The organism is Mucilaginibacter segetis (assembly GCF_016522075.1).
Taxonomy (GTDB): Bacteria; Bacteroidota; Bacteroidia; order Sphingobacteriales; family Sphingobacteriaceae; genus Mucilaginibacter; species Mucilaginibacter segetis.
Map to the genome: position 1 here is coordinate 586,697 of NZ_JAEHFW010000003.1, position 16,011 is coordinate 602,707.

At 39.7% G+C, this 16,011-nt stretch carries 17 protein-coding genes; 8 read left to right on the top strand and 9 right to left on the bottom strand.

The genetic code is table 11. The features are described from left to right. Positions 1-77 precede the first annotated feature (77 nt). Together I5M19_RS16345 and trpS are read right to left on the bottom strand one after the other, a co-directional pair. Entirely contained in the window at positions 78-692 is a 615-nt protein-coding gene (locus I5M19_RS16345; RefSeq protein ID WP_200067428.1) for a deoxynucleoside kinase, read from the bottom strand. A gap of 116 nt (positions 693-808) precedes the next feature. Then, positions 809-1,804, bottom strand: a complete 996-nt coding sequence (trpS, locus tag I5M19_RS16350) for a tryptophan--tRNA ligase (protein WP_200067429.1) — start codon at positions 1,802-1,804, stop codon at positions 809-811. Positions 1,805-1,850: 46 nt separating this feature from the next. On the opposite strand from trpS, the gene I5M19_RS16355 reads away from it, so the two are divergent. The 3 genes from I5M19_RS16355 (at position 1,851) to I5M19_RS16365 (ending at position 3,719) form a co-directional block, all read left to right on the top strand. Continuing rightward, entirely contained in the window at positions 1,851-2,573 is a 723-nt protein-coding gene (locus tag I5M19_RS16355; RefSeq protein ID WP_235985863.1) for a lysophospholipid acyltransferase family protein, read from the top strand. After that, positions 2,570-2,860, top strand: a complete 291-nt coding sequence (gene gatC, locus I5M19_RS16360; protein ID WP_200067431.1) for an Asp-tRNA(Asn)/Glu-tRNA(Gln) amidotransferase subunit GatC — start codon at positions 2,570-2,572, stop codon at positions 2,858-2,860. Before I5M19_RS16355 ends, gatC begins: the two co-directional genes overlap by 4 nt. Positions 2,861-2,969: 109 nt before the next feature. Further along, positions 2,970-3,719 carry an ABC transporter ATP-binding protein gene (locus tag I5M19_RS16365; RefSeq protein ID WP_200067432.1) on the top strand — a complete coding sequence of 250 codons (750 nt, stop codon included), beginning with the start codon at positions 2,970-2,972 and terminating at the stop codon, positions 3,717-3,719. 3 nt (positions 3,720-3,722) lie between these two features. Here the strand turns inward: I5M19_RS16365 and I5M19_RS16370 are convergent, their stop codons facing one another. The 3 genes from I5M19_RS16370 to I5M19_RS16380 form a co-directional block, all read right to left on the bottom strand. Continuing rightward, positions 3,723-4,346, bottom strand: coding sequence for a hypothetical protein (locus I5M19_RS16370; RefSeq protein WP_200067433.1), 624 nt, complete (start codon positions 4,344-4,346; stop codon positions 3,723-3,725). 80 nt (positions 4,347-4,426) lie between these two features. Further along, positions 4,427-5,158 carry a hypothetical protein gene (locus tag I5M19_RS16375; protein ID WP_200067434.1) on the bottom strand — a complete coding sequence of 244 codons (732 nt, stop codon included), beginning with the start codon at positions 5,156-5,158 and terminating at the stop codon, positions 4,427-4,429. 109 nt (positions 5,159-5,267) lie between these two features. Next, positions 5,268-6,278, bottom strand: a complete 1,011-nt coding sequence (locus I5M19_RS16380; RefSeq protein WP_200067435.1) for a chitinase — start codon at positions 6,276-6,278, stop codon at positions 5,268-5,270. A gap of 115 nt (positions 6,279-6,393) precedes the next feature. On the opposite strand from I5M19_RS16380, the gene I5M19_RS16385 reads away from it, so the two are divergent. The 3 genes from I5M19_RS16385 (at position 6,394) to I5M19_RS16395 (ending at position 7,526) form a co-directional block, all read left to right on the top strand. Next, positions 6,394-6,942 carry a cob(I)yrinic acid a,c-diamide adenosyltransferase gene (locus I5M19_RS16385; protein WP_200067436.1) on the top strand — a complete coding sequence of 183 codons (549 nt, stop codon included), beginning with the start codon at positions 6,394-6,396 and terminating at the stop codon, positions 6,940-6,942. Between the two features lie 84 nt (positions 6,943-7,026). Continuing rightward, a complete protein-coding gene (locus I5M19_RS16390; protein WP_002996718.1) occupies positions 7,027-7,248 on the top strand; it encodes a DUF2795 domain-containing protein in 222 nt (73 codons plus the stop codon). A gap of 131 nt (positions 7,249-7,379) precedes the next feature. Beyond that, on the top strand, positions 7,380-7,526 hold the full coding sequence (locus I5M19_RS16395; RefSeq protein ID WP_200067437.1) for a lmo0937 family membrane protein: 147 nt from the start codon (positions 7,380-7,382) through the stop codon (positions 7,524-7,526). 34 nt (positions 7,527-7,560) lie between these two features. Here the strand turns inward: I5M19_RS16395 and I5M19_RS16400 are convergent, their stop codons facing one another. From I5M19_RS16400 to queA, 3 genes are all read right to left on the bottom strand, one after another. Further along, positions 7,561-8,280, bottom strand: a complete 720-nt coding sequence (locus I5M19_RS16400) for a 2-C-methyl-D-erythritol 4-phosphate cytidylyltransferase (RefSeq protein WP_200067438.1) — start codon at positions 8,278-8,280, stop codon at positions 7,561-7,563. A gap of 18 nt (positions 8,281-8,298) precedes the next feature. Further along, on the bottom strand, positions 8,299-8,706 hold the full coding sequence (locus tag I5M19_RS16405; protein ID WP_200067439.1) for a hypothetical protein: 408 nt from the start codon (positions 8,704-8,706) through the stop codon (positions 8,299-8,301). A 112-nt stretch (positions 8,707-8,818) separates the two neighbouring features. After that, the gene (queA, locus tag I5M19_RS16410; RefSeq protein WP_200067440.1) at positions 8,819-9,868 is read right to left on the bottom strand and encodes a tRNA preQ1(34) S-adenosylmethionine ribosyltransferase-isomerase QueA; all 1,050 of its coding nucleotides are present in this window, start codon (positions 9,866-9,868) and stop codon (positions 8,819-8,821) included. A gap of 159 nt (positions 9,869-10,027) precedes the next feature. On the opposite strand from queA, the gene I5M19_RS16415 reads away from it, so the two are divergent. After that, the gene (locus tag I5M19_RS16415) at positions 10,028-11,275 is read left to right on the top strand and encodes an ABC transporter permease (protein WP_200067441.1); all 1,248 of its coding nucleotides are present in this window, start codon (positions 10,028-10,030) and stop codon (positions 11,273-11,275) included. Here I5M19_RS16415 and I5M19_RS16420 read toward each other — a convergent pair. Then, complete coding sequence (locus tag I5M19_RS16420; RefSeq protein ID WP_200067442.1) at positions 11,272-14,541, bottom strand: PAS domain S-box protein; 3,270 nt, start codon at positions 14,539-14,541, stop codon at positions 11,272-11,274. The two genes, I5M19_RS16415 and I5M19_RS16420, sit on opposite strands and share 4 nt — an antisense overlap. Positions 14,542-14,683: 142 nt before the next feature. On the opposite strand from I5M19_RS16420, the gene I5M19_RS16425 reads away from it, so the two are divergent. Further along, positions 14,684-15,970, top strand: a complete 1,287-nt coding sequence (locus tag I5M19_RS16425) for a citrate synthase (protein WP_200067443.1) — start codon at positions 14,684-14,686, stop codon at positions 15,968-15,970. Positions 15,971-16,011 lie beyond the last annotated feature (41 nt).

The window sequence follows — 16,011 nt, forward strand, 5'->3', positions numbered from 1 at the left end:
ATCAGTCTCTTTTTTAAAGAAACCCGGGGTGCAACTGAAAGTTTTAGGATTTAAGTAATATGCAAACTAACCCTTAGCTAAAACAACCCGTTAATCTCCCTTTCAATCAGGTTAACAATGAAGGCCATGTCTTCGGTATTGTTGGCGAAATCTAATTTATCTTTATCCAATACCAGCAGCTTGCCTAAATTATAGCCATTTATCCATTTGTTATACTTTTCGTTCAGTTTGGAAAGGTAATCAATACGGATGCCTATTTCATATTCGCGGCCGCGGCGCTGGATGTTATTAACCAAAGTAGGTACGGATGCTTTAAGATATACCAGTAGATCGGGTGGTTTAATAAACTCGGTAATGTTATCAAACATACTCTGGTAGTTCTCGTAGTCGCGGGTGGTCATCAGGCCCATGTCATGCAGGTTCTCGGCAAAAATGTAGGCGTCCTCATATATGGTACGGTCCTGTATAATGTTGCGCCCGCTTTTTTGGATGTCGATGATCTGGCGGTACCGGCTATTCAGAAAATAAATTTGCAGGTTAAAGCTCCAGCGTTTCATTTCGCTGTAAAAATCTTCCAGATAAGGGTTATTGTCAACAGCTTCAAAAAGAGGATCCCAGCCATAATTACGGGCCAGCATTTCTGTAAGGGTGGTTTTACCGGCACCTATGTTTCCTACGATAGCAATGTGCATTTTATAATAATTTGTCTCTGAACAAGAATTTTTACAATTTACAGTTTTAGCTTAATTAAAAAACTTAAAATCTGCAATTTTCTTCAACCCTTGTCCATGCTCAGCAAAATGGATGTTTAAAAGTTACGGAAGCCGATGATCTCACGTACTTCTTTTAAGGTTTTTGAAGCGCTTTCGCGGGCCTTAACGGCACCGTAACGCGCAACCTGCCTTAAATAAGGCGCATCATTAGCTATCTCATTAATTTTTTCGCGTATAGGCGCGGTAGCTATGATCATATCTTCGGCAAGCTGCTTTTTCATGTCGCCGTAACGTATGCTACAGTTATTATAAAGGTCATCAAAATGCGTGTAGGTGTCCGGAGATGAAACCACCTTCATCAGGTCGAACAGGTTTTGTATCTCCTGTGGTTTTTGCTGATTTTCCTGTGTAGGGCCGCTATCGGTAACGGCACGCATTACCTTTTTACGTATAGCTTCGGGCGTGTCAGATAAATACACCGCGTTACCTTCCCCCTCAGATTTTCCCATTTTTCCTTTACCATCAAGTCCCGGTATTTTTACCAGGTTTTCGCTAAAGGTAAAAGCATAAGGTTCTGGGAAATAATCATGGTTATACAGGCGGTTAAAGCGGTTGCCAAAGGTGCGGGCCATTTCCAGGTGCTGTTCCTGATCTTTACCTACGGGTACTTTGGTTGCCTTATGGATAATGATATCTGCAGCCATTAAAACAGGGTAGGTAAGTAAGCCGGCGTTTACATTATCAGGCTGTGAGCGCACCTTATCTTTAAAAGATGTGCTGCGTTCCAGTTCGCCCAGGTAGGCGTTCATGTTCATGTATAAATACAGTTCCGAAATTTCGGGTACATCGCTTTGTACATATATGGTAGCCTTTTCCGGATCGATACCCGCTGCCAGATACTCTACCAATACCTGTTTCACATTATTATGCAGATTAGCAGGAGTAGGGTGCGTAGTTAACGAATGCAGATCGGCGATAAAAAAAAAGCAATTATACTCATGCTGCATCTTCACGAAGTTTTGTACTGCTCCGTAATAATTTCCTAAATGCAGATTTCCGGTTGAGCGTATGCCACTAACAACTGTTTCCATAATGGGGCGAAAGTAAGTATTTTTTCTATTTTTGAGGGCGATGAAAATGATATTCAAGAAAGTGCATGTATACCTGTATCAAGGTAGTGTTGCATTTTTTTATTTCCTGTTTTGGCCTTTTTTGTACTATTTTTCCCGTAAACCATCCCGCTACGTGTATATGAACAGGCTGCGCAGGGCATGGGGCTTCGTCAGTTCATTTATGGTAGGCATTTCATACAGTTTTGAATTTGAGCAACCTATCGACTGGAATAAAACTTATATCGTTTGTGCAAATCACACTTCTAACCTGGATATTACCGCCATGAGCCTGCTTGTAAAAAGCAATTGCTGTTTTATGGGCAAACAGGAATTACTGGACGGGCTGGTTACCGGATTATTTTTCCGCTCTGTTGATATTCCGGTTAACCGGGAAAGCAAGATCGCTTCGTTCCGGGCATTTAAGCTGGCTATGGAGCGGTTAGAAAATAATGTTACGATGATCATTTTTCCGGAGGCTACCATACCTGACAGCTACCCCCCGCATTTACACGCTTTTAAGAACGGACCGTTCAGGCTGGCTATTGAACAAAAAGTGCCCATAATTCCGGTAACGTCATTAAATACCTGGAGGGTATTATGGGATAATGGATTAGAACATGGTTCAAAACCCGGCGTTTGTAATATATTTGTACACAGCCCTATCGAAACTGCACATTTAACACTGGACGACGCTGATGCTTTGCGTGATAAGGTGCACAGTATTATTAATAATAAATTTGAAGGATGACCATAGACGAAAAAACAGTTGATAAAATAGCTCACCTTGCCCGGCTTGAATTAGCTGATGCCGAAAAGCAGGAGATGATAAAGGATATGAACAAGATACTTGGCTTTATGGATAAGCTGAATGAGGTTGATACCGCCGGGGTTGAACCTTTGGTTTATATGACCGAGGAAGTGAATGTTTTGCGTGAAGATGTGGTTAAACAGGATATTACAACCGAAGAAGCGCTAAAAAACGCACCTGAACACGACGATAAATATTTTTTGGTGGCTAAAGTTATCAACAAGTAAACTAAAGAGGGTAGCAGACGGTGGCAACCGCACAGAGCTACTTTTTTATCTTTTATCGATATATCTGTAACATTTTACACCGCCCTATTGTCAAAGAAAATAAAAACGGATGAAGCCAATAGATACCAGTAAAGCAGGACCATTAATTACCATAAAAAATATCGGGCGCAAGTATGTTATAGGCGCCGAGATCATACATGCTATTAAAGATGTTTCGCTTACCATTAACAAAGGCGAATTTGTAGCATTAATGGGTCCTTCAGGTTCCGGCAAATCCACTTTAATGAATATACTGGGCTGTTTGGATACGCCAACCAAAGGTGAGTATATTTTGAACGGTATTAATGTAAGCCATATGTCAGACAATGAACTGGCGGAGGTACGTAATAATGAGATAGGCTTTGTTTTTCAAACGTTTAACCTTTTACCGCGTAACAGTGCGCTTGATAATGTTGCCCTGCCTTTAGTGTATGCCGGGATAAATAAAGAGAAAAGGCAGGCACGTGCAAAGGCCGCGCTTGAAAATGTAGGACTGGGAAATCGTATGGATCACCGGCCTAACGAACTATCAGGCGGGCAGCGCCAGCGTGTAGCTGTGGCCCGCGCGCTGATCAATGATCCGTCGATCATACTGGCAGATGAGCCCACAGGTAACCTGGATACCAAAACATCTATAGAAATTATGGGCCTGATGGAAGATATTCACGCTAAAGGCAACACTATAATACTGGTTACGCACGAAGAGGATATTGCCCTGCATGCTCACCGCATTGTGCGTATGCGCGATGGATTGGTGGAAAATGATTCTATGAACGAAAATATACAAACCGTTCGTAACCGCGACGTAGCAGCGACCTGATATTTAACAATTCAGCGCTGCCAGCCTGCAAACAAATTCAGCCATATAAACAGCTTTTTTTGGCGATACCGGCTTTTTATTGCCGATGATAAGCGTGTGATTTACAATTTCTATCACGAAATCATCTTCGCGTATATCCATCACCGCATTACGGAAGGTGCGGTCTATACCTTTTACTGCTTTTTCATGGTCATCAACCAATACATAAAAAGTGTCGCTAAAAGCCTTATCTTCCTTAAAATCAAGTTCAATGGGGTGTATCAGCTCTGCTATTTTATCTACCAGCGTTTCGGGGCGTATTTTTACCCGGCCCAAATCGTGTTTTAAATAGGCCAGTGCCCAGGTTTGGTGTTCATAAACGTCGGTTACTTTACTTTTTGAAATTACTTTTTTTAAATGAGTGTCCGCAAAAAGCAGATAACAGTCGCTGTAGCCGTTTTTTATAACATACGAATCGCGAACGTTAAAGCTGTGATAGGCATTAAAGGCTTCAAAATCTTCCAGATGGAAATTAATATAGCCGGTATGCTGAACAGGGAATTTAGCTTTTAGTTCACGGTGAGTTGATTGAAAGTGTTCAATATCGGCCGCGCTTAAGTCAGTAGCATTAAAAGGTAGTGCATCCATTTATTAATATAGTTGTGCTAAATTAATAAAAAGGAATTTGCTTATTAAAATAGGGTGGTTGTTTTGTTTAATTCAAAAGGTTACTCCCACCATTTTATATTTTCAATCCTTTTAGAAGCAGGGTTTTCTATATCCCGAAGAGTTTGCCAGCCATTTGTTAAATATTTAGTCGCAGGCGAAAACTCTGCCGCACCAATATCTAAATCACCCGAATCCGGTATTCTAAAATCTCCCCAATTGCATTTTTTTATCAGCTTACCATTATAGCTTATCCATTCACCAACAAATTCATTATTTGAATAACCGTCGGCGTTAAAATTTATATCGTCGTAACGGAGCGCGTTTTTATTATCGATATAGAAATATGAAATAAAACATCCCTTAAGTACACCTGAATGAGTTTGTTGACTATTTTCCTTTAATAAGTAATCGCCAATTATAGTGTATTCACCCTTAATGCCCTTGCTTTTGTATTCATTGTCAACTCCGTATGAGATGTTTTTTACAGCCCGGATGTTTGTTATTTTTATGACTCCGTAAAATTCATCAATGTTATTCTTAACCATTGATTTTCCGTAAATGCTATAGGTGTCGGCATGTACCGGATTCTTTTCGACAGAAATGAATTTCACCCGAATACGCTGATAATTGTCCCCTATAAAACCATAAACGTCAGAGTTTTTGGTATGGGTAAATATCTCCGAGAAATTATACTTAAGAAACTCAGGCTTTAATTCTGTTGAAGAAAAGTAGCTATTGCTAAGTGCATCTTCTTTATGTTTTTGAGCAGAACTTTGCGCAAATGCATTCAAAAAGTGCAAAATATAAAAGCCAGTAATTATGACACGTTTCACTAATAACCAAAACTATAAAATTTAAGTTACTATTAAATATTTAATAGGAAACAGGATGAAAGAAAAGTTACCTGTATGGCGCCATGCTACCGCATGAACAAGCACAGTTATTATCGCTGGCTCCTAATTCCTTTAAAAAGAACTGGTAAAAACCAATACGATCGTGCATGCTGTATATATCTTCGCCCTGGTTGCACTCTACGGCTCCGTTCACAATGTTAATGGTCATACCGAAGCCCGGTACACGCCCTTTTGCCTTATCATCGGCAGAGGGCTGCCATTTTCCTATCATTACATCGTGGGCCGATGGTTTATGGGTTTCGGGTGTCATCCAAAAATATATAGCGGTTTTAAATGATACTACGGGGTCGGTCTCTACCAGGTCGGGGTTATTAAGCAGAATGTTTTTATCGCCAAAAATACAATCAGACGCGTAACCATAGTTGCCATTATAGCTTAGTTGCATAGGGCCGCGACCATAATATTTTTTTCCTTTTACGGGTGGGTATTCGTCACTGTCGCTTATATAGTTTAATGCGGTATTCTCTTCATGCAACTCCATTAAACCATCGGTATAGCTTCCGTTTTGGCCGTGGCGTGTTTCATGCGCTATATGGGCAAAAAAAGCCGCCAGTTCCCGTTTGTTGGTTTGAGCATCTGCTTCGGTGCAAAAATTACCGTAATCAACAGTGTAAGTGCTGTCGGGTTTAACCTTGGCCCAGGCCTCATCCCAATCCCCATCCTGGCGCACAACTGTTGCCTTGCCGGTAGATTTGTCTGTTCGGGTAAACTGATAAACGGATACCGCCCGTCTTACCACCTTTACCTTGATATTGGCCAGTTCATTCACCGCTTTTATAAATGCCTGATAAGTATAAAATTTATTCCGTTCCGGAAAAAGTTCATTAAACTGTTTTTCGCTTAATAGCGCCGAAAAGGAAGGCCGGGGTGCGACAGAAGCTTCAGTTTCTTTGTGTGCGGCCGATGAACTACTGCTGTTGCCGCAATTAAAACTTAACAGCACTACGGAAAATAAACCTGTAAAGGCCAGTTTGGCGGTTGATACCATGGGTTTCATAGTTTATAAATAATATATATTTGAGCAAAACACCTACTGCAAGTTTAAGTTTAAACAACTTATATTTCGCACAAAAAGAAGAAACGTTGTTAAATATTTTTAATTATAACCATATATGAAGATATACACTAAAACCGGCGATAAAGGGTATACCTCGCTGATAGGCGGTACCCGCGTACCCAAGCATCACCTGCGGATAGAGAGCTATGGTACTGTTGATGAACTTAACTCCTATATCGGTTTAATTCGTGATCAGGAAATAGGCGAACACTACCAAAATATACTAAAGCAAATACAGGACAGGCTTTTTACCATTGGAGCCTCGTTAGCGGCCGATCCGGAAAAATCAAAAATGGTGATCCCCGATCTGACGGATGCGGATATTGAGCTGCTGGAAAAAGAAATGGACGCCATGAATGAACAACTGCCCGAATTAAGGCATTTTATATTACCCGGCGGCAGCACAACGGTATCGTATTGTCACATAGCGCGATGTGTATGCAGGCGGGCAGAGCGTATTTCGGTTCATCTGGCTGAGGTAAGCCAGGTTGATGAGCGGGTGAATATTTACCTGAACAGGCTTAGCGACTATCTTTTTACCTTAGCGCGTGCTATTGGTAATGACAATAAAATACCTGAAAATCAGTGGATTGCAAGAGTTTAAAAAAATTACAAAAAAATAGTAATAATCAACTTAAAAATATTATACTTTTGCGAAAAAGTATAATTTACCAATTAATATAAAGACATGTATTGGACACTTGAACTTGCATCCCATTTGGAAGATGCGCCATGGCCGGCAACAAAAGATGAATTAATAGATTACGCCATTCGTTCCGGAGCGCCCGTTGAGGTTATTGAGAACCTGCAGGCCCTGGAGGATGATGGTGAGCCATATGAGAATATTGAAGAGATATGGCCTGATTATCCTACAAAGGATGACTTCTTTTTTAACGAAGACGAATATTAAAAAACGCCTGAATATAAAAAAAGCACTGAAAATCAGTGCTTTTTTTGTTTGAACTCCTTTTTGGAATGGTTTTGGCATTGTTAAGCGTAACTTATAACATTTAATACTTAACAACTTAAAAACATTACAACATGAGAGGTTTATTGTACATAATTGCTGTTATCCTTGTAATAGGATGGGCATTCGGATTTTTTTACGCAAATGCTGGTGGTATAATCCACATTTTATTGGTTATTGCCATTGTAGCTTTGCTTTTAGGGGTGATAAGAAGGGCCTGATAAGGTATTTATTAATAAATACGAGCCATTAGTTTTATAGCTGATGGCTTTTTTGTTTAATAAGGGTTTCGGCAATGGCTATATCTTCGGGGAAAGTTATTTTAATATTACTGTGGCTGCCTTCAATAAGATTTATTTTTATGCCTGAACTTTCCACAACGGATGCATCGTCGGTAAATAAGGCGGTATAGGGCTGCTCATATGCCTTTTTAATTAGCGCTGAACGGAATGTTTGTGGGGTTTGTATCAGATACACCTCGTCGCGGTTAAGCGCTGTTGTGGTGCCTTCTTTTAGCTGCCTTACAGAATCGCGGCTTTTAACGGCTGTTACTGCCGTACCGTTATCAAGTGCACTTTGGTAAGCCTCCTGAATTACTTTTTCACTAATTAACGGGCGTACAGCATCGTGTACAGCAATTAGCACATTTTTTTCGGAAATCTGGTCAATAGCGTTTTTTACAGAGTGAAAACGTGTTTCGCCGCCATTTATCAATAGGTGTGGTATAGTAAAGTTATGCACAAGGCATAATTCTCTCCACATTTCGTGATAATCAGCATGTAGTACTACAATAATTTGCGGGGCGGTTTGGCCGTTACTAAATGCTTCTATAGTGTGCATTAATACGGGCCGATTATTGAGCAATAAAAATTGCTTAGGTACAACAGACTGCATACGTGTACCCGTACCACCGGCTACTATAACGGCGTAAGTTTTAGATTGAGAGTTAGAATTATGCGCTGTAGAAATGGACATATTCAAAAATGAGCTAACTTATTGCTTAATTTTAACTGAGGTTTTTCTGTAAGGTATATCAATTCCCAAAAGGGTTACTTTACTATTTGGCTTAAACCCATCGTTTCTTATCATAACATTATTTTTGTCCTCAGGATCTATCCACACAGTAACCTTTTCATTGATTTCGGGTTGTTCTGAAGATGCAAATTCCTGTCGTAAGTTAACAATTCGGTTTATTTCATTCGGTTCGTGAATGGAAATTGAAATTTCAAATATCCAAAGTTTTTCTGAACTGTTAGACGATGCAGACCATGAGTTGGTTTGTATGATGTTCAAAATAGTGGCTGTAGAATATATACCGTGTTTGCTAAGGTAATTGTATTTGCTGTATTTTACTTTCCATATAATATATAAAACGATAACTATTAGAAATAATGTTAGCATGTATTTAATTATATCCATACCCGTTTTGTAATAATAATGAAGGTATAAACATTTCACAAAAAAAGGGATATGATTTCTCATAGCCCTTTTTAGTAAATTTTGGATATATAACTTATATGATCAGCATGGCATCACCATAGCTGTAAAAACGATACTTTTCTTTAACCGCAACTTCATAAGCGTGCATTACCTGCTCATAACCGCCAAAAGCGCTTATCATCATTAACAAGGTCGACTCCGGAGTATGGAAATTAGTGATCATGGAGTTGGCGATACTGAACTCATACGGCGGAAAAATAAACTTGCTGGTCCAGTCGTTAGCAGCTTTTAGCGTTTTACCAGCAGAAACAGCCGATTCGATTGTACGCATAGAGGTGGTACCCACGGCACAAACACGTTTCTTTTTCTCGATAGCACGGTTTACAATATCGGCTTGTTTCTGCTCAATTATAAACTGTTCTGAGTCCATTTTATGTTTGGTAAGGTCCTCCACCTCAACCTGGCGAAAGGTGCCTAATCCTACGTGTAAGGTAACCTCAGCAAATTCCACACCCTTTAATTCCAGGCGTTTCATCAGCTCACGGCTAAAGTGCAAGCCTGCAGTAGGAGCGGCAACAGCTCCTTCGTGTTTGGCAAATATAGTTTGGTAACGCTCTTTATCTTCGGCGGTAGCCTTGCGTTTTATATATTTAGGTAGTGGTGTTTCTCCTAAAATCTCTACGTTTCTTCTGAATTCCTCGTCAGTACCATCAAATAAAAAGCGAATGGTTCTGCCACGTGATGTGGTGTTGTCAACCACCTCAGCTATCAGCAGGTCATCATCGCCAAAATATAATTTATTACCCACACGGATTTTACGTGCCGGATCAACCAAAACATCCCAAAGGCGTAATTCTTTATTTAATTCGCGCAGTAAAAAAACTTCGATGGTTGCACCTGTTTTTTCCTTATTGCCATACATGCGGGCAGGGAATACCTTGGTGTTGTTAAGGATCATAACATCCTGCTCATCAAAGTAATCAAGTACATCCTTAAATATTTTATGCTCAATTTTTCCTGAGTCGCGGTGTAAAACCATCAAACGTGATTCGTCACGAATGTCTGATGGTGTATCGGCAATTAATGACTCCGGTAAATTGAATTTAAACTGGGATAATTTCATACGATGTATACGATTTTTAGGGCGCAAATGTAAGGTTTTTTATTGATTTTTTGAGATTTATTTTTAGGAATGTTAAAAAAGAGCCGTATATTTTATATTAAAAATTACTGTAACTTAACCGCTTAATAGCAGTCTAAGTACTGAAATCCCTCGTTCAACATGATCATATTAAAACTCATTCGTGAAAGTTTTTTGTTTGCCTTTGATGCGCTAAGGCAAAATAAGCTTCGTACTATACTCTCGCTCCTTGGTGTTACCATAGGTATATTTACCATAATAGCCGTGTTTTCTGCAGTTGATACCTTACGTAATAACCTGCAGCAAAGTGTAAATAAATTAGGCAGTAACAGTATTTACGTACAAAAATGGCCGTGGGTATCTGACGGGGAGTTCCCCTGGTGGAAGTACATGCAGCGTCCGGTTCCAAAATTAAGGGATTTTGAACAATTACAGCGCCGCAGCCAAACCGCAAAGGCTATATCATATGAGATCAGTATTGATAACCGTACCGTAAAATATGGCAGTAATACAGTTGACGGGGCACAGATTGACGCGGTTTCACACGATCATGATGAAACCTGGAACTTCGACTTTCAGAGCGGCCGGTATTTTACGGATATTGAATCGAGAACAGGAGCCCCGGTAACTATTATAGGGTATGATATTGCTGATAATTTATTCCCGAATGGTAATGCCGTGGGCAAGCAGATAAAAATTATGGGCCGTAAGGTTACTGTTATTGGTGTATTTGCAAAGGAAGGTAAAGATATTTTAGGTATAACAAGCGATAACGAAATATTGCTACCGCTTAATTTTGCTAAAAACATAATAGATATTGAGAGCGACAGGTATAACCCGCAGATAGTAGTAAGAGGTAAAGATAACCTGAGCGATGTTGAAGTAGAGAGCGAACTGCGTGGACTAATGCGCTCAATAAGGAGCATTCGCCCCGGTGGTGAAGATGATTTTTCGCTCAATAAATCAACCATACTTTCTAATCAGCTGGATCAGTTATTTGGTATTGTTAATATAGCAGGCTGGATAATTGGTGGTTTTTCCATATTAGTGGGTGGCTTTGGTATAGCTAATATCATGTTCGTATCTGTAAAGGAACGCACCAATATTATTGGTATCCAAAAATCCTTAGGCGCAAAAAATTACTTCATCATGCTGCAGTTTTTGATTGAGGCTATAGTTTTATGCCTGCTGGGCGGCTTTATAGGGCTGTTTATGGTTTACCTTGGTACTTTCGCGGTAAAGGCTGCGGCCGACCTGCAAATTGTGCTTGATATAAAAAACATTGTATTCGGTATAGGTATTTCTGTGGCGATCGGTATCATATCAGGTATTGTACCGGCTTACTTTGCTTCAAGATTAGACCCTGTAGAAGCCATACGTACCAACTAAACCTTATCGGCAGATACCTGTGAACTGCAATACTTTAGTACTTTTTCAAAAAGCACATCGGGTACAAATGGCTTGGTAAGATAATCAACCATGCCGGCTTCAAATGCCTTAGTATGTGTTTCGGGCATGGCATCAGCTGTAAACGCAATTATTGGTATACCTGGTGTTGATTTTAATATATGTTTGGTCGCTTCAAAGCCATCCATTATGGGCATTTGCAGGTCCATAATAATAATATCATAACTATTGCCGCTGCACTTTTCAACTGCGAGCTGCCCGTTAGCGGCTTCGTCAACTATTGCCTGCCATTTTCTCAGAAATTTTGCCGCAATCAGTAAGTTCATCTTATTATCATCTACTACCAGTATTCTTTTTCCGGTTAAACCATTCGCAACCGGTATAAGTATACCCTGCGTGGCAGGCTCAGGAATTTTCATTTCCGCCTTATCAAACAAAATATCAAAATTAAAAGTGGTGCCTGCCCCAAGTTGACTCTTTACATAGATGTGGCTGTTATAAAGTTCGATAAGGCGTTTAGTAATGGCCAAACCCAGGCCGGTGCCGCCATAGTCGTTATTTATAACGTGCTGATCCTGAATGAACGGCTCAAATATTCTGTTGAGGTTTTCGGATGCTATACCTATGCCGGTGTCGGTAACGGTGAAACTAACACCTGCCTGTGTTTGGCTCAACTTTAAGCATTTAAGCGTAATGCATACGCTGCCTTCGTTAGTGAATTTTATAGCGTTATTTACCAGGTTGATCAGGATCTGCCCTAAGCGTACTTGATCGCCTATTAACAATTCGGGAACGGTATCATCTATATCTAATATGATCTGCAGGTTCTTTTCAATTGCCTTAGTATAGAATGACTTGCGGATGTTATGTGCCAGTTGCTGAATGTTAAAAGGAAGACGCGCGAGCGACAGCTTTCCGGCCTCAATTTTATTGTAGTCCAATATATCGTTTATAATGGCCAATAAATTCTCTCCGGAGAACTTTAGCGTGTTCAGATATTCTAACTGGTCGGGTTTAGGGTTTTCCTGTAAAAGCAGGTTGGTTGTACCTATTACCGCATTCATTGGCGTTCTTATCTCATGACTCATGATGGATAAAAACTCCGATTTAAAATGAGACGATCGCTCCGCCTGTTCCTTAGCTGATATTAATTCTTCATGTGCTTTTTGCTGTAAGGTAATATCTTCTCCAATGCTGGTGGTTTCTTTTATGGTGCCGTTTTCATTATAACTTATGGTGTTTTGCCAGCTAATGATACGTGTTTCACCATTTCGGCAAATTACCGGATTAATAAAATGCGCCTTTACGGAGTTATTTACGAACCAATCGGCGAGTTCATTCTTAATATATTCTGGGATGAAATTTTCCATCCAGTTCATCCCTAATATTTCGTTCTGATTATAACCCAGTAAGTTTGCTAAGTATTTATTACAGAATATAATGTTTCCGTTGGCGTCTAATGATACCGCGGCGAGTTTGATGGTCTCTAAAACTAATTGGTATTTACGTTCGGTAGCTGTGTAATTAAACTCCGCTTTTTTGCGTTGGGTGATGTCCTGTAAAGTGCCTATGGTTTTTCGCAGAGTACCGTCATCATTATACATTTTTTTACCAACAATAACACTGATGTATTTTAAGTTACCTCTGGGAGTTATTATACGATATTCGTATGATCTGCCGCCGTTATCGGGGTTGTCAAACAGGTTGGCAACTATATACCTGTCGTCCGGATGGATGTATTTTAATAACAACCTGCCGTAAAGCGAGGGTTTGGCACGGTGTAAATTTATTTCATAAATGTTGTTCACCTCATCAGACCAGGCTAACGTTCTGGTTTTACTGTCCCATTTCCAATTGCCAATTTTAGCAATGGTTTGTGCTTCAATCAATTCTGCCTGGCTTATTTTAACAGCTTTTTCTGCCAGTTTAGATTCAGTAATATCCTGAATAATTCCTACAACACGCTTTAACTTTCCATCGTCTTTTGTTTGCAGGTCGCCGCGTAATATTTTTATATATTTTAAATTACCCTTAGGTGTAATGAATTTATGCTCGAGGCTGTTTTCCGGACGTTTGGCTATATTTATTAAATAATCTTTCGCATTTTCAACATCATCCGGATGTATCAGGCTTGCATAGTATTCGAATATCGACAGACCATCCGGGATATTTTCTATCTCCAGTAGTGCATATAAATTTTCAGACCAGTAAGATTTACGGGCCTCACTATCGTGCCACCAGTTGCCCGTTTTAGCTATGTGCTGCGCTTGTATCAGCAATTTTTCACTTTCCCTTAAGGCATCGGCATATTGCTTTTGTTCGGTTATATCTGTTACCGATACCGATATACGCTTTGTATAGTTTCCGTCAACATCAAAAACCGGGGCCGCCTTAGCGGTAAACCATTTAGGCTGGCCGTAAATAGAAGGAAATTCCAGCGTTTTGCTTTTTTTATGTTCAATTACATAATCATATACTTCATTAAAGGCGTTGGCTTGCGCTGGATCCATTATATCCATTAATTGCTTATTCAAAAAATGTTCTTGTTTTAAATAAGATGGTGTTTGCGGGCCAAACCATACATTAAGGCAAATTTTATTTTCGTCCAACTCAAATATGGTGTCGTTAACAGAACTTATCAGGGCATGCAGTTGCTGCTGACTGTTGCGTAGTTTCCCGGCGTTTATTAACAGCTCTTTATTAAGCTGCATCACATTGCTGACCGCTTTTTTAAATTGCAGATTATAATTCATCATTACCAGGAATGATACATAGGCTATAAGCGTAAAAACAATTAAAAGTATAATAAGCACGCCCGGGGAAATAGAGAGATTAGTTGATGTATAATATGCGCTTATTACTACAGCAAGATTAATTACGCTTAAGGTTACAAATTCCCATCGTTTTTTACAGAATAACGTTAAAGCAATAAATATGGTAATTGAACTGAACAAGTAAACATGTTGAAAGCCGTTTACCCCTAATAAAATGTAGTTATTAATAAGCACGTACGACATTATAGTTACATATAAAACCGTGCGGTAATATTTTTTGTTGCCTAAAAATGAAAGAGCAAGTGTGGTTATACTTAAAGCACTGTTGATGCTTCTGAGCCATATAGGATCATAAGAATTGTAATAGCATAAATAATGCAGAGAGGGTGAAGCTACAAACAGCCCCAGTAAAAGTAATCGGTAAATGGTAATGTCGTTCTCAAGTAACTGCTGGGCCCGGCTTTTAAGTGACATTACAAATGTTTTTTTTAATTTTCCCAAACAATATTGGGTGTTAACCTATAATGGTAAATAACAATTTTACAAATAGTAAATATATCTAAAAGCCTATTAATACGCAGATTTATTTACATTTGTTGCAAATACAAAATTTTCTATGTCTGAATCTGCTCAATTAAAAATTGGTGATAAAACCTTTGAACTGCCTGTAATAGAGGGTACTGAAGGGGAAAAAGCACTTGATATTTCGAAACTGCGTGATGAAAGCGGGTATGTTACCCTTGATATCGGTTATAAAAATACAGGTGCTACAAAAAGCGCCATAACATTTTTGGATGGCGAAAAGGGTATTCTTAAATACCGCGGATATTCTATAGAACAGTTAGCGGAGCAGTCTACCTTTATTGAAGTAGCTTATTTGCTGATATATGGCGAATTACCTACCGCCGCACAACTAAAGGAATTTGAGCACGAGATAAGCATACATACCCTTGTTCATGAGGATATGAAGAAGTTTTTTGATGGCTTCCCGTCAAATTCGCATCCTATGGGGCAGCTTTCGTCGGTGGTGGGCGCTTTGGCGGCCTTTAATCCAGCTTCATTAAAACAAGGACTCAGCCCTGAAGAAATAAATACCGAGATCATTAAACTTATTGCTAAAATGAGTACAGTGGTATCGTGGATATATAAAAAATCATTAGGCCATCCGGTGATTTACCCGCAAAACAAGCTGGATTATGTGACCAACTTTTTGCACATGACCTTTGGCCAGCGTACAGAGGTTGTGGATTTTGATCCGGTGGTGGTAAACGCGATGAACAAGTTGCTGATATTACATGCCGATCATGAGCAAAATTGTTCCGCCTCAACCGTACGCATAGTAGGTTCGTCTGATGCTAATATATATGCCTCAATTTCCGCAGGTATATCGGCTTTATGGGGCCCCTTACATGGCGGCGCTAACCAGGCTGTTATTGAAATGCTGGAGAAAATAAAGCTGGATGGCGGCGATACTGAAAAGTGGATAGCTAAAGCAAAAGATAAGAAAGATCCGTTCCGTTTGATGGGTTTTGGTCACCGGGTTTACAAAAACTTTGATCCGCGTGCCAAGATCATTAAAAAGGCGTGTGATGATATCCTCGAAAAATTAGGCATCAATAATGAAGTGCTTGATATAGCTAAGAAACTGGAAGAAGTTGCACTAAAAGATCCGTATTTTGTACAACGTAAGCTTTACCCTAATGTTGATTTTTATTCGGGTATCATTTATACCGCGTTAGGTTTCCCTACAGATATGTTCACCGTGTTATTTGCGCTGGGCCGTTTACCCGGATGGATAGCGCAATGGAAAGAGATGAAAGAAAATAAGGAACCGATAGGCAGGCCGCGCCAGATATACGTTGGCGTTAAAAGCCGCGACTACGTACCTATGGATAAAAGATAAATTTTAGTAAATTCATACTTTAATAAAGCCCGCTTTGCCGG